This is a genomic window from Amycolatopsis sp. NPDC114478 (assembly GCF_055633805.1).
Genome location: NZ_JBVKDO010000035.1, coordinates 63,943 through 78,586, shown reverse-complemented (window position 1 = coordinate 78,586; position 14,644 = coordinate 63,943). Strand labels below are relative to the sequence as shown.

Below are 14,644 nucleotides of genomic sequence, written 5' to 3'. Positions count from 1 at the left end.
GGCCACCGAGCGTCGCGCTACGATCAATCCTTCGAGCCTGCCCGGGCTCGGTGACAGGCAACGAGACCTGCACCAGACCCGGGGCGCATCACCAGATTGGCGATGCCGGACTCGGCCACCCAGTCCCGATACCGACCGTTGAGCGAGGTCAAGAAATCGCTGCTCTGCCGCAGTCCCATGCCACCCGGGATCCTGCGATAGGTTGTACCCAGCGCTTCGACGAATTTGGTCATGCCGGATACTGAATGGGGAGTACCGAGAAACACGACGCCTTTCGCGGCGCGCGCAAATTCCGCGTACTCGGTGCGCTCGGATGCCGCACTGAGCAGCATCTCCTTCACCAACAACCCGCCCATGCTGTGGGTTACGAAACATAACGGACGCTGCCCGATTTCGAGATTCTGCAACTGCGCCAGCAGGTTGATCGCCCGGTCGCGGATAGGCATCGCCTGGCGGAGCCACATGTTCGACGAGGCGTCATATCCCACGGACCACACCGCGACGTCCGTGATGTCTTCCGCGAGCCAGGCGGGCCAATACGAATCGGGATCGGTTCCCGACCACGAACGGTGGGCGTCCCCGTCCAGGCCGTGGACAAAAACCACGTCCAGGCAGGCCTTCTCCCGCTCGCCGACGGCGACGATCTCGGTCACATTGCCTCCACTGGCGGGAATCGAGGCGACACCCGTGCCGCACACCCCGCGTTCCCGACAATCGCCTCGGCCGACGCACTTGTTACGGGTCGCGGCCACGTCGGCAACGCGCGCGCAAGTACCACGCCTCCGTTGGCAAGTACAGGACAAACACTGGACAACCGCCAAACCCGAAGAATCGTTACGGCCCGGCAGAGAAAGATCAGTGACCGCCGATTTTGCAGGACAACCGCCGTACGGGCGTAGTTGCTCCGTCCTGTAACAGTGGATGACGACGCCCCGACTCCTAGGCTGTTCGATGTTGCCACCTTCACCAGTCCGGAAAGGGCTTCTCCCATGCTTGGGTCCCCGATTCCATCGCGGTCGGAGTGATCGGGATGACCGTTCGCACAAGAGCGTCCCGGCTCCTTGGATTGTCACTCGTCCTGCCACTGCTGACCTCCGCCGCCGTTTTCGCGCAGGATTCGACGGCCACGCTTCCCGCGCTGCAGGTTTCGGTGCTCGTGGACGAGTCGGGAAGCCTCAGCGAAGCCGACGTCGTCAAGGAGAAAGAGGCGGCCAGAACGATCGCGGGTGGCGTGCTCGCACCGGGCTCGGTCGTTTCCGTGGTCGGTTTCGGCAGTTCGAACGGTCCGGGGCAGAGCCCGGTCGACGTCGTGTGCCCACCGACCCTGTTCGATTCCGCGCAAAAGCGCGACTCTCTCGCGAACTGCATCGGCGGCCTGCACCGACGGACGTCCGCCGAGGGCGACGACACCGACCACGTGGCCGCGTTGCAGCAGGCGCAGGCGTTCCTCCAGGCGGGTGGGCCGCAGAAGAAGGTCGTCTTCGTGCTGACCGACGGCAAGCTCAACGTGGCGAACAGCCCGGCCTGGGGCGACACGCCACAACGCCGGAACGACGCGGCCGGCGCGAAGCTGTCCGAGGTGCTCGAACAGCTGGGCGGCGCCGGCGTGCAGGTGTGGCCACTCGGGTTCGGTTCGGTCGACCAAGCCGCGTTGCGCGGCTTCGCGAAAGGCAAGAGCTGCACCCCGGCCGCGGCCGACCCGCACGAGCAGATCACGCCGACGTCGGCCGATCTGACCAACGCCGTCAGCGAGGCCCTCAGCTCGGCGAGCTGCGTCAAGTACGAGCCGCCCGCGACGGGCCGGGTACCCCAAGGCGGTGCGACCGACCTGACCGTCACGATCCCCGCCGTCGCCAGCGACGCTTCGATCCTCGTCTACAAGCGTGATCCACGGGTCCAGGTCGAGTACTGGGCACCGGGCGCGACCACGGCCGTCTCGGCGGCGGGCGGATCCGCCGGCGGGTCGCACTTCGAGTTCGTGGGCCAGACCACCGAGACGGAATCGCTGCGAATCAGCGACCCCGAGCCGGGGGAATGGCGGATCCACCTTTCCTCCGGCGACGTGCCGGCCCAGGACGTGGCCGCGACGGTGGTCTACCAGGCCGCGGTGAAGGCCTACCTGAACGTCACCCCGCCGCAGCCCGCCGCCGGGCAGACGGCCGCGGTCGAGATGCAGGTCTGGGCCCGCGGCCACGCGATCACGGACGCGAACACCTTGCAGGGCCTCACCTTCGTGACCGGCGTCAGCGGTGCCGGCGTACCGGCGCAGGACCTGCCGCTCACCGACGACGACCACGACGGGACGTTCACCGCGCAGTACAAGGTGCCCGATCGGGCGACAGGGGACCTCACCTTCACCGGCCGGGTCTCCGGGATCGGCATCGGCGGTGACACGCGGGTCTTCCCGGCACGCATCAGGAGCGGCCCGGCCACCCTGCAGGCGCAAATCCTCTTCGACACCAACGAAGCGGCACTCACCCCCGGCGCATCCATCTCGGGTTCGGTGGCGGTCGCCAACGAGTCCGGCAAGGCGGCACGGTTGCGGCTGGAAGTGGTGGAGCCGACCCCGGGCACCGCGCTGACCGTCGATCCCGCCATCGTCCAGGCGGCACCCGGCCAGACCGCCGCATCGTTCACCCTGCACTTCGGCGCGAACTCGCCGCTCGGCGGGAACGCCGCCAAACTCCGGCTGGTCGACGACACGAACCCCCAGGTCGTGGTCGCGGAACGGCTCTACGCCGCGACCATCGCGCCCGAGCCCGGCTTCGTGCAGAAATACTTCTGGTACCTCGTCGGCCTGGCTGCCCTAGTGGTCGCCGCGCTGGCCTTCGGCTACTATCGGCTGCGGGCCCGCATGGACGCCGTCAGCGTGCGTGGTCTCAAGGTTCGCCTGCTCCACCACGGCGACCCGCGACCGGAACTCGAACCCCGCGAGCCCCGTGCCCGCCGGCTCCGGTTCGTCGTGCAGACCGACTTCACCGGACCACAACTCCATGAGCCTGTCCCCGGTGATACCGCCTTCTTTGAGATCCGTCGCGCCGGGCAGCAGATCGAGTTCGTCGCGCCCGGTGCGGCACCCATCCGGCTCCAGCCCGGCCAGCAGCGAGAGATCGGCCCCAACCTGGCGATCGTGGTCCTCGACGAGCGTGGCAACGCCACTGGCGCGGCCCCCGGCGTCCCACAGGCCGACATGGGATACGACCCGTTCGGCGGCGTCGCGCCGGGACCGCCGCCCGCGACCGGGTTCGACACGACCCCCGTGGGCGACCCGCCACCACCGCTGCCGCCCGATCCGTTCGCGGGTGCGACAGGCGGCGGGCGGAACGCCCAGCACGACGACCCGTTCGACGAGGACTCCTTCGGGAACGAGCCCCCGGCCGGTGCTCCACGGCGCGAATCCGCGCCACTCGATCCCTACAACCCGTTCAGCTGACCGTGAGGACGATGCCGCGATGAGGATCTATCAGCCGATGCTGTTCGTCGGGCTCGGGGGGACGGGCTGCAAGGTCGGCGCCGAGCTCGAAAAGAGCCTCCGTGAAGAACTGTGCGGGCCGGACGGGACCCGGCTCCTCGCCGACATGCAGGACTCGCACTTCCTGCCCTACCAGTTGCCTTCGTGCCTGCAGTTCGTCTACGCAGACCTCAGCGCGAACGAACTCCAGCGGGTCCGCCGCGAGGTCGTTCCCGGCCGGGAACACGAGCAGGCCGCGCGCCGGACCATGCACCTCATCACCGACCTGGTGCCGGCCAGGCTCTCGAACTCCGCCGAGGTGGCCGAAAGCCTGCGGATCAACGTGAAGGACGAGGAAGCCATCCGCTGGTTGCCGCCGCGGGAGACCGACCCGCTGATCGGCCCGCTCGTGCGCGGCGCCGGGCAGCTCCCCACGGTCGGGCGCGGGGTCCTGTTCGAGACCTTGCGGCGGAACCCCGACACGGCGTTGCTGGCCATCAAGAACGCGCTGGCCGCGATCAACAAGTCCGCCGGTGACCTGCATGTCCTCAGTGGACGGCGGACTCAGCGGGTCAACCCGGTGATCGTGTTCGTGGCGTTCTCCGTCGCCGGCGGCACCGGCAGCGGCATCTACTACGACTACCTGCACCTCATCGGCGAGCTGATGCAGCGCGGCGGGAAGAACGCCGAGATCTACCCGCTGGTCCTGATGCCCTCGGCGTTCGATGATGGCCAGGGCGGTGGCCGCGCGGCCGACCTCAACGCGGGTTCCGCGCTTGTGGACCTCTTCCGGCTGGTCGACGACCAGAACGCGTATGGCTCCCCGGAGGCACTCGACGCGCGGGGCACCCGGGGCACGGTGTCCGTGCGCTATCCGCAGCTCGAGCAGGTCCAGCTGGCCGCGAACACCGTCCAGACAGCGTTCCTCTTCGGCAGGCCGGTCGGCGGTGTGCGCCGCGACGATCTCAACCGCTCGATGGTTTCGCTCATGACGTCGCTGATCGGAGCCGGTCCGTCCGGTCCCGACGAGGAGGACGGCGGCGGCTCGAACCGGCCGTACCAGTCGTTCGCGGACGGCTTCATCAACAGCCAGGTCGACCGGCACGCCACCGCCGACACCGGCGTGGGGCGGCGCGGCGTCACCACCAGCGCGGTGGCCGCGCTGGCCATTCCCCTGCTGGAACTGACCGACGTCGTCAGCTCGCACCTGCTCGCGAATGCGATCAACCAGCTGCGCGTGCCGCCCCTCGCCGCGGAGACGAACAAGAACCACATCCGGCGGTTCGTCTCGGCATCCGGCCTGGACAAGCTGCTCGAAGCGATTCCGAACCGGCTGCCACCCCAGGGCTCGCCGGTGGGTTACGGGCCGGTCCTCGCGGCCCTCACCGAACGCGCCAACGCGATGAGCGCCAACATCGACCGCGGGCCAGAGCTCCTCGCCGCTCCGGTCGCGAACCTGGCGCAGGCCTTCGACCCCGTCGCCGGGGCCGGCGCGCTGTTGAGTGATATCGACGTGTTTCGTCTCCAACGCGCGCTGTTCGGGCACCGCGACCTCACCGATCCGCTGGACCAGAACGGTTTCCGGGCGCTGCTGGAGGGCTGGCGGTCACCGCCGCCCGAGCCGCCGGGCCTCACCAGCGCGGCTCCGCCGCTGCCGAACGAACTGCGGCGTAAGAGGATGCAGCTGCAGCGCGTGCGGATCACGGACCCGCCCGCGCAGAATGTCATCCGCCTGCAGGACAACTGGTACGCATGGCAGACGCGGCGAATCTGGAACGCCGCGTGGAACAACAGCCATCGCCTGTGGAGCCGGCCGTGGCAGGCCTTCGTCCAAGAGTTCCAGGGCGTCCACGACCAGTTCGTGGACCACGCCCGCACCGATCCGCAGCAGTTTGACCAGCGCGCCCAAGACCTCTACAAACCACGGGTCGGCGTCGGGTACCTGCTCCCGCCGGAAAACCTCGGCCTCGAAGGCTTCTACCAGACCGTGCTCGAACGGCTGAAGCTCGGCTTCTCCCAGCACCTCACGCCCAACGCGGGCGAAGGGGAAGTGCTCAACCTGCTGCTGGGCAAGGAAGGCTGGGCGACCGCGTACGACAAGGGCCGGCGCGATCCGGAGTCCGCCGTCGCCTACGTGCGCCAGCGGATCAAGCAGGCCGTGACCGAGCAGGTCCGGCCGAACGACCGCAGCGTCACCGCGTTGGTCCCGCGGATGGAGGACCTGTTGGCGAACGCGGTGCAGCGTCGAGACCGCGCCGTCACCGACGGCGACCTGAACCGGTTCCGGCAGAAGCTCGCGGAGCTGGTCCCCGGTGGATTCGCGCCTGACGGGCGAGCGCCGCTCAAGGCGCTGTTCACCTACCCGGCCGCGCAGGAAAGCGACGAGATCGAGCGCTTCCTCCGCCGCGAGGTATCGCTGCCGGTCGACATGATGGGCGAACCGGAGTTCCGCGCGGTGCAGTCGGACTCCATGGTCGTCGTGCTGACCCGCAGCTCGATGGGGATCACCGAGGTACCCGAGCTGCGCCGCGTGGTGAAGCTCTGGGCCGAGGCGCAGGGGCAGCCGCAACCGCAGGACACCCTGCCCTGGCGCCGCCGGCTGAGCCAGGACACCGACTACCTGCTCATGGACGGCCGCGACCGGCGGCAGATCCTGCACCGGCTGCTCTGCGCGGCCTGGGAAGGCCGGATCGTCGTGGACGGCGACCCGGCGAGCCCCCGTTTTATCACGGTCGAACTTGGCGGCCGGGACGCGGTGCCGATGAAGCTCGAGCTCACTCCGCTCGGTGCGCTTTCGTCGTGGGCCAGCGTGCTGCAGGCCTACGAGCACTGGATCCTCACCGACGACCAGCAGGCCCGCCGCAGCCTCGCGGCCCGGCTGATGTCGTCGGCCCCGACGAGGGCAGGCAAGGCGCCTGCGCCGCCGGCAGCGGAGTTCACGACGATCGTGGACCTCGCCGAGCCGGAACTGCTGAAGATCAAGAAGGCCGGGGAGAACCGCGTGCTCGGCCGGGACCCGCAACTGGCGGTCTTCCGCGAGTTCTGGGCGGACACCCTGCCCGCGGCACTGGCCCAGGACGTCCAGGGCATCACGAGGAACCTCGTCGACCTGCGCGAGCTGGTCGACGCGGCGGACGGATTGGACCGATGACGCGGCTGAGCACCTCGAAGGTGACTTTTCTGGACCTGCGCGGCGGGGCAGTGAGCGCACCGGGCGAGGTCTCCGGGCGGGTAGTGGTGCTCGACGACGCCGACGCGCTCGTCGGGCACGCGGAAACGTACCTGTCCCTGGTGGGCGGCGACATGGTGACGGCGGTCGTGTGCGTCGCGGTCGGCGAAGCCGACACGGACAACCCGCTCGACGGCGTCATCCTTCAGGTACCCCCGGCCCTGCGGCACGCGACCGTCCTCTGGGCCGGGGACCGGCGGGGAATCGACTGGGCGCCCGACGGCGCACGGCTGCGCTTGGCCGCTGCCGGTGACGCGCTCGACGGGCTCGTTTCGGCGTTGCTCGTCCCGGAGCTGTTCGACCGCGTTGTCGCCGCATCCGGCGAACTCGCCGGGCCGGTGGCCAATCCGGGGATCCGGCTGGTCTCCCACGCAGTCGATCCGCGGGAGCTGGCGGCCGCGGGTGCCGCGGGAGTGCGCTCGCTCTGCGACGGCAACCAGGTGCCGTCGCACGACCTGGCCGCGACGATCCGCCACCTCGACGCGACGCGGGACCCCGGCGGCGCGGTGCTCGACGGCGCCGTCGCCGCGGCCGGGGCGGACGCGAGGCGGCGACTGGACCACGTCGAAGCGCTGGCCCGGTCGCTCACCACGGCGAAGGCGTTGCTGGGTCCCGGCCGCGCCGCCACGGACCTCGTCGAGCAGGTGGAGTGGGCCGGACAGGCAGCCGAGCGCTACCGCCGACGCCTGGCCGAGCTGGTGAACCGGATCGACGGCCACCTCCAAGTGGGGTACCCGGCGGTCGAGAGCGTAGTGGACCTCGGCGTCCGCACGCCGCCGGAAGCGCGTCGCCACGAGATCGCCGAAGGCCTTCGCCAGGCGATCGAGACCCGGCTCGACGAAGGCGCGTCGCTGCCGGCCCTGGCCGAAGAGGCGCGGTTCGCGGCCGAGAACAGCCTTCCGCAGGGCTGCGCGGCGACGATCGAGGAGTTCGAACGCCGTGGCCGGCTGAACCTGCCCCTTCCGCCCGTCCGCCGCCGGCCGCTGCCGACGCCGATGTTCCTGCCGGCCTTCGTCGGTTGCGCACTGCTCGCCGTGGTGTACGCGGGCTGGCCCGGACTGCTGGCCGGCGCCCTGCTCGGAGCCGGGTGGACAGCCGCCGGATGGCTCATGGTGCGTCGCCTGCCCGCTCACGAATCCGGTGCCGTCGTGGTCACCACGTGCGCCGTGATCACCCTGCTGGGCGTGTGCGCCGGGGCCCTCCTGTCCCGGGGGCCGGTCGGCCGGCTGACCGTGCCACCGCTGACCGCGGATGTCGTGACCGTGCTGACCGTGCTCGGCAGCGTCGCGGTGATCCTGCTCGGCTGGCGGTCGACCACGCGCAGGTGGTGCGCCGAACTGCCGGTCGCCACCCTTCGCCAGAGCCTCGACGAGCTGACGCGGCTGACCGAACATGTCGTCGCCGCCGAGTGGCAGCCGATGCGACGGCACCAGGCCATCGCCTCGGCGGCCGCCGAGGTGTCGAGAGCGCTCGAAGAGCTGGCCGAGACACTGGCGAAAGCGGAAAACTCACTGGTCGATGCCGAGGGAGCCGATCCGGGGGCGCGAGTGCGGCCGGTTCCCGCGGAACTGTACGAAGTCGTCCGCGGCGACCTCGCGGATCTCTGCCGCGACGCGTTGGCCCCGGCGTGGCCGACCGCGGAGTCGTCGTTGCGCACTCCGCCGGGCGGCTACTCCCAGCGGCTCGAGGGCCTGCTCGACGAGTATCGGGATCACCTCGAAGACGCTGGTCTGCTGACGGCCCCGCCGGTCGCCCGCACTCCCGCACCCCGGGCGGCCTTGATGGCCCGCTTGTGGGTCGAGTCGCCCACGGCGCTCGAGGCGTTGCGCACCCGCGTCGACAGCGAGATGACCCAGCTTTGCCGCAGCGGGCAGCTGGGCTACCTGAGCACGGCGGCCGAACCCGCGCTGGTCCGGTTCGCCCCGACCCAGCTGCGGCAGGTACTGGAGCACGACGTCGCCCACCAGCGCCTGGCCGCCGACCCCGGTGTCGAGTGGAGTACCGGGGAGCTCGTCGGTGCGCTACGGCTGCTGCCGCTGCGTCCGGAGTCGGTCCGCCAGGTGCTCGGAGGTGCCCGTTAGATGAACCCGAGGACCGAAGTCGTCCGGTGCCGGGACGTGACCGGACGGCTGCGCGACATCACGCTCACCGACCACAGCGAGTTCGTCTCACCGGGAGCGGCGCTGGAACAGCGGATCGTCATCGCCCAGCAGAAGCGACTGATCCGCAAGTTCGTCTCGCGGCAGGCCGGGCGGCGCGACCCCCGGCTCTACACGCTGCTAGACAACGAGATCCGCGCCGGCGCTCGGCTCGGCCAGGTCTACACCGAGGAGTACCCGCCGGAGATCGCCCGGCTTGTCGCCTACAACGTCGACGTCGAAGAGCCGTTCGCGCTGCTGCGCGACTACAGCGGCGAGCCGGTCCCGGGCGCGGTGAAGGGGTTCGACGAGGACCAGCGGCGGCAGTTCGACCTCAGCCTCCTCCGCGCTGTCCAGCTCGTCGGCGCGGCCGGTGTCGTCCACGGTGCGGTGAACCTCAACGCCATCCGCTGGGACGGCAGGCACGTGCAGCTCGTCGACTTCGAATGGGCTGAGCGGACCGGCGAGCCGAGGCGGCACGGTGGGCCACGGCCCCGCACACCTGAGCAGCTCGCAGGCACGGGCCTCGTCGACGTCCGTGACGACGTGTGGGCGGCGGGCCGGGTCGTCCGCCGCAACCACCTCGGCTCGTCGGCCGACAGCTCCTGGCCCGACCGCAGCCGGGATCCGGAACGGCTGCGCTCCCTGCTGTCCCCCGTCTTCGACAATCCTGCCGAGCAGCGCCCGCACGCCGTCGAGCTGCTCGCCAAGCTGCGGGTACGGAGCCCGCTTCCCCACCGTGAGGACCCCGAGGAAGCTTTCCGGGCGGGACGCAAGGAATTCGACGAGGCGGGCCTCCGCAAGCGCGGACCTCAGTCGACCAGCGCGGCGACGGAACACACCGGGAACGGCCAGACCGCCCGGAAGAGCCGACGGCGATTCCCGTTCCGCGCCACCACGCTGTTGGCGTTGTTGACGACGGTGATCCGATGACCACCGGCTTCGGCCACGGGCGGCACGTCCAGTGCCCGATGTGCGCCGACGACTTCCCGTGGCCACAGGGTCCGACGGTCGCCATCTTCGACGAAGACCTCGATGACTACGCGAACCACGACCTCAACCAGATGTCGGAGGCGAGACGGATCGACATCCTCCGCAACGGCTACCGGCAGTGCCCGAACCCGTCCGGGGATTCTCCTCCGCACTTCTTGCCCGCGACCTATGCCGACTACGGCGAACCAATCGTGATCGGACTGGTCGGAGCTCCATCGTCGGGTAAGACGCACTTGCTGACCGCGATGATCCGACAGGCCTACCTGAGCGGCCTGGACGCACACGGAGTGAAGGCGACAGCTCTCGACATCCGCCGCCACGACCTGTTCCGCCAGAACTTCATCAAGCCGTTCGAACGCGGAGCCGCACTGCCGGGCTCCCGGCCCGGCTCGTTGGAGGCCGATATCCTGCTGTTGCGAGGTCCCCACGGCGCCCGGCCGGTGACGTTCTTCGACGTTTCGGGCGAAGACCTCGAAAAGACCGATGTCCAAAACCGGGCCACGCGCTTCCTGCTCGCGGCGACGGCGGTGATCTTCGTCCAGGCCCCAGAAGATCCACCGGAAGCGGGCAGAACCCCCACGGTGAGCGAGAACCGGTCGTTCGAGCTTGCCGTGCAACGGCTGCAGAGTCGCCAGGAAAGCAGTGGAGCGCCCGCCGTGGCGATGGCGATCACGAAGTCGGACCGTCTCCGCTACCTGCCGCCTGCCGACCACTGGTTACGCCGGGGCGACACGGGCAACGTGAACGCGGCGGACATGCGAGCCGAAAGCCGGGACGCTTACGCGTACTTGCGCCATATCGGCGCGGGGTCGTCGCTGAGACCGTACGAGGCGTTCCCGCGCTGCACCCTGCATTTCGTCTCCGCGAGCGGCGGGGAAGCGATTCCGGTGACACCCGGCGACGACACCACCAAGTACTTCCCCCACGGGGTACGGCCGGCCCGTGTGCTGGGGCCGTTGATTTCGATCCTGGCGATGACCGGCGTCATCACCGGCCCGGAAGCAGAGAAGGTGGGACTCCCGTGATCCGCCCCCGTTACGACGCGGTCCTCGACCAGGCATTCTTCGGCTGGTCCGAACTGGACAAGCGGCAGACCCTGCTCGTCTCCTCGCTGTCGAAAGCCGACGAATCCCGCTGGTTGCGGCTGCTGGAGAAGTTCATCAGGCTTCAGTCGGTCAACAACGCGCAGGCACCGCCGCACGCCCTTTCCTACTTCGTCTTCGGAAACACCGCCGCGGTCATTCGCCGGGTGCACCAGGGCTTTTCGGACGGCCGGACCAATTCGCACGCCTTGATCGGGCCGGCGGAGCTCCTCGACGTCTCTGCCGCGCTGGCCCTGGAAACCTGGAACGGCTGGGAGACGACAAGGCCGTCGGCGCTGCAGGCGATCCCCGCGTCCAGCCTCGCCACGACCGCCGACAAGCACGCCGCCGAACAGCTCGGGCCCCGGGTGGGCCGGCTGGAGCACGGGCTCACTGCGGCGCTGTCCCGGTTCCTCGACGATCCCTACCGGCCGTTGACCATCCTGGACTGTCGTGAGGAAGACCGGCTGCCGCTGGTCTGGGGCCTGCGTGAGGTCGCCGCGGAGCGTGTACCCGCCAACCTGCCGTGGACCTTCTCGACCTACGAGGACCGCCACGACGTGGAGGGACTGCCGCACATCGTGTTCGTCCCCGTCCTGCCGAAGACCGCGGCTGTCGTCCGGCGCGCAACAGTCAGCGCGAACCAGCCCCCGACCGGTCAGTACGCGGAGCTGGCCAACCAGCTCGTGGCCCGATTCCTGCGCGGCACGCCGTTGCCGTCGGAAACCCCTCAGGAGGAGCCGGTGTTCGAGACCGATCGCCCCTTCTTCGACGCACGGCCGGCGGTAGAGCCGGAGCAGCCGTTGCCCGAAACGCGGCGAGTACCCCGCCTGGCTGCGAAGCGCGGCGGACACGCCAATGGCCTGCTGGCCGCGGACTCCGCCGAGAGCCTCGAGCGCGAGCTTCACCGGCTCGAAAGCACGTGGACAGGGCCGCGGAAGCGCGAGACCCTGCGGCAGGACCTGGACGCCGAGGTGCTGAGCGCCGCGGCCCGGACCGTCGAGGTCACCGTGCGGGAGCAGCTGTTCACCCGGCTGCTCGAAGCCACGTACGGCCCCGGCCTCGACGACCTCGACGACCCCCGCGCCGTGCAGCACGCGATCGACGTCGTGCGCCACTGCGGGTCGGAGCAGCTGGCCATGATGCTCGGCGCTTCCGCCGGGCGCAGGTCCGGTGACCGGGTCCGCGGAGCGGCGATCGAACGCTGGACTCACGGTGGCGGCGTGGCGCCGACGCGTCCGTCGGACCGGGGGACCCGGTTGACCGCGGCCGTGCGCGAGGCAACCCACACCCCGATCGTCCTCGCCGTCGCCGGGGTCGCGGTGCTTCTGCTCGTATTCCTGCTGGGTCACCTGACGGCATAGCCCGCAAGCGGCAGCCGTGACATCTGTCAGCCCGAAGTCGTGGCGGACCTGACTCGGTCGCCATAGCCGCCAACCCGCCAGCGTTAGCGGTTCGGCGAGGGGCCAGTCGACGTTCAGGACTAGGTAACGGTGCGGTGGGATGGCCGGTCCTGCCAGGTAGGTGGCTGTCTGAGCGGCGAGCACGGGCATGTCGATAGGCACGTCGGAACGCAGCAGTCCCGCGAGCCCGAGACGGTGCAGCGCGGGACCCGAGAGCTCGCGTCCCGCGGTAGTGATCGGAGCGTTGTCGCCTGCTGGCCGGCCATCCTCGTCTACCAGGTAGCGGTTGGCGACAGCGACGGCAAGGGCAACCTCGCGGGCATGGCGAGCGCTGAGCAACTCCGACATCGCCTGCGCGGCGTCGCGGTCGGCCGAGCTGGCGAAGTTATCGGACCGCTGGCGGACTTCGTCGAAGAACGTCACCAAAGCCGTCTCCAGCTCGCTGGACGGGTTTGTCATCCAGACACGATAACGCCGCCGTACAGGGCCTCTACTGCACCTTTCCCCGGGCATTGCTTCGGCCACCAGCTCCAGCACCACCCATCTTCTGCAAAGCTACAGTGCCAGCGGCGCATCCACCGCGACAGGCGCGGTCAGCGGCTACGTGGCGGACGTTTGGCGTCCGGGCGGGTAATCATCGCCTGTCAGATGGAGGCACAGGGCGACGCGCTCGCAGCCGTTGCAACAGCGTGCGGCCGCGGGCGCCCCACCTCGGGGCGCGCGTGGCCTCGGTCGCACGACCGGGATGGCTCAAGTGCTCGGCACAGGTCTCCGGTGAGCCGTCGGTTCCATTGATCGGATCGTCCTGCCGTGCGCCCTTGGAGGCCGAGCGCATCGCCCCTTCGGGCACTTCGTCGTTCCGCTCCGTAAACTGGGATCTTGAAGCTTTGAAAGATGGAGCGACTATCTTCTGATCGCAACAGTCGCGGCGATCGGCTGGATTGCCTCGAAGACGCCGTTCGGAATCTTTGCGCTCAAGGGGCACGCGGATATTGCACAAGCGTGCCGCAGAGATGGCTGGAGAAGTCATCGACGGCCGCAACTTGGGCTCGCTAGTCTTGGATGATGGGTGATAGAGGGGTTGGCCGGATGAGCAAGCATCCGGATGACGTATGGATTCGCGCTGTCCAGTTCGTGCCGCGTTCCGAGCGCATATGCGTGCGGCTGGTCGACCTGGTGCTGGCCGTTGTGTCCAAACTGAGAAAGGGGTCGAGGCCGAGAAAGGGCAGCGGCTCTCATCTCGAGCTCGCCGAGTTGGTGAGACTGGGGCACTCCGAAGACATGGTCGTCGATGCGCAGAGGCGCGCGTTCTACGATGTCGAGGCTCCTGCGGTAACGTTGATACTTGGTGTCTTGTCACTGATTCCGGTATGGATAAGTGCTTCCTCCCTTGCTCTCCTTGAGCTAAGAATATTGAATCTTGCGCTATCCGCCCTGTTGGTATCTCATTTCATCCTTCTGGGTTATATTGTCCACTGGGCCGTCCTGCGCAAGTATCGCAACCCTGATCTTCGTCTTTTCGACAATTTGCTTGCTGCTGTCGAAACCCTGGTCTTCGTGCGCAGATACCAAGTCTTGTCCTTCAAGCCGTCAGCGCAGGGAAAAGGGCAAATCGTAAAGGAGCGCAGAGAATTGCGCCAGGCTCTGCGATGGGAGGCGAAGGTCACGGTTGCCCAGGCGGCGAAACTCACAGGAATGACGCCGGAGGACGATGAGTACTTCAAGTGTGCACGAATTGGCCTCTGGCTCGTGCATGTCTCAAAAAATGTCAACGACATCGATGCAATCGATGCTGCTCTGCGGGAATGCGGTAAGTACCTCAACCATCTGTTGTACAATAAGCCTTGGAGCCTTGCTGAAATATCAGCTCCTCCGGGTGGGGTGGAGGAGCTGCCTTTCAGGGACGTGCTGCGGGCTGCGCGTCAGGTCCGGCTGGCGATCGAGGCAGGCTTTGTCACTGCTCTGCTGGGTGCGGCAGCGGCGATGTTTGCTTTTGTGACTAAAGTCCTTCAATGATGACGAGATCGCCGGCGCGCTGGATCCGGCGGGCGGTGTTTCGTCACTGTGGAGCTAAGGGGACTTGAACCCCTGACCCCCTCACTGCCAGTGTGGGCCGATCATGGTCCTGACCTGCGGCGATGGAGAATCGCCTGATGGAATGATGCGCTTGACCGCCGTTGCTTGCAACTGTGTGTTATTCAGCGCAGTTGTAACAGGGGGTTTGCCCCAGCTATGCCCCAGTAAAATTAGTGAGAGGACCGCCCGCGTTCGTTTCGAACAGACATGCGGTCGGCGCACTACCCTGGGCTTGGAGCCAGTCGAGCAGCTTTCGAATCGCGCGGCGCCGT

General features: G+C 68.5%; 8 protein-coding genes. 7 read left to right on the top strand and 1 reads right to left on the bottom strand.

Annotated features, from left to right (window positions below; genetic code table 11):
* Positions 1-23 precede the first annotated feature (23 nt).
* Positions 24-653, bottom strand: coding sequence for an esterase/lipase family protein (locus ACZ7OH_RS48295; protein WP_470287112.1), 630 nt, complete (start codon positions 651-653; stop codon positions 24-26).
* Positions 654-1,066: 413 nt separating this feature from the next.
* Between ACZ7OH_RS48295 and ACZ7OH_RS48290 the strand changes: the two genes are divergently transcribed.
* The 7 genes from ACZ7OH_RS48290 (at position 1,067) to ACZ7OH_RS48260 (ending at position 14,312) form a co-directional block, all read left to right on the top strand.
* Entirely contained in the window at positions 1,067-3,433 is a 2,367-nt protein-coding gene (locus ACZ7OH_RS48290) for a vWA domain-containing protein (protein WP_470287111.1), read from the top strand.
* Between the two features lie 19 nt (positions 3,434-3,452).
* Positions 3,453-6,602 carry a tubulin-like doman-containing protein gene (locus ACZ7OH_RS48285; protein WP_470287110.1) on the top strand — a complete coding sequence of 1,050 codons (3,150 nt, stop codon included), beginning with the start codon at positions 3,453-3,455 and terminating at the stop codon, positions 6,600-6,602.
* Positions 6,599-8,761, top strand: a complete 2,163-nt coding sequence (locus tag ACZ7OH_RS48280) for a hypothetical protein (RefSeq protein ID WP_470287109.1) — start codon at positions 6,599-6,601, stop codon at positions 8,759-8,761. Before ACZ7OH_RS48285 ends, ACZ7OH_RS48280 begins: the two co-directional genes overlap by 4 nt.
* Positions 8,762-9,751 (top strand): protein kinase family protein, encoded by a 990-nt coding sequence (locus ACZ7OH_RS48275; RefSeq protein WP_470287108.1) that lies wholly within the window; start codon positions 8,762-8,764, stop codon positions 9,749-9,751.
* A complete protein-coding gene (locus ACZ7OH_RS48270) occupies positions 9,748-10,836 on the top strand; it encodes a hypothetical protein (RefSeq protein WP_470287107.1) in 1,089 nt (362 codons plus the stop codon). The genes ACZ7OH_RS48275 and ACZ7OH_RS48270 overlap by 4 nt, the downstream gene beginning before the upstream one ends.
* Positions 10,833-12,257 carry a hypothetical protein gene (locus ACZ7OH_RS48265; RefSeq protein ID WP_470287106.1) on the top strand — a complete coding sequence of 475 codons (1,425 nt, stop codon included), beginning with the start codon at positions 10,833-10,835 and terminating at the stop codon, positions 12,255-12,257. Before ACZ7OH_RS48270 ends, ACZ7OH_RS48265 begins: the two co-directional genes overlap by 4 nt.
* 1,128 nt (positions 12,258-13,385) lie before the next feature.
* Positions 13,386-14,312, top strand: a complete 927-nt coding sequence (locus tag ACZ7OH_RS48260; protein WP_470287105.1) for a hypothetical protein — start codon at positions 13,386-13,388, stop codon at positions 14,310-14,312.
* The last annotated feature ends 332 nt before the right edge of the window (positions 14,313-14,644 follow it).

What these genes read in the sequence shown, in the direction of transcription:
- ACZ7OH_RS48285 (WP_470287110.1), top strand. Translation starts at nt 3,453, where the DNA reads ATGAGGATCTATCAGCCGATGCTGTTCGTCGGGCTCGGGGGGACGGGC.
- ACZ7OH_RS48280 (WP_470287109.1), top strand. Translation starts at nt 6,599, where the DNA reads ATGACGCGGCTGAGCACCTCGAAGGTGACTTTTCTGGACCTGCGCGGC.
- ACZ7OH_RS48275 (WP_470287108.1), top strand. Translation starts at nt 8,762, where the DNA reads ATGAACCCGAGGACCGAAGTCGTCCGGTGCCGGGACGTGACCGGACGG.
- ACZ7OH_RS48270 (WP_470287107.1), top strand. Translation starts at nt 9,748, where the DNA reads ATGACCACCGGCTTCGGCCACGGGCGGCACGTCCAGTGCCCGATGTGC.
- ACZ7OH_RS48260 (WP_470287105.1), top strand. Translation starts at nt 13,386, where the DNA reads ATGAGCAAGCATCCGGATGACGTATGGATTCGCGCTGTCCAGTTCGTG.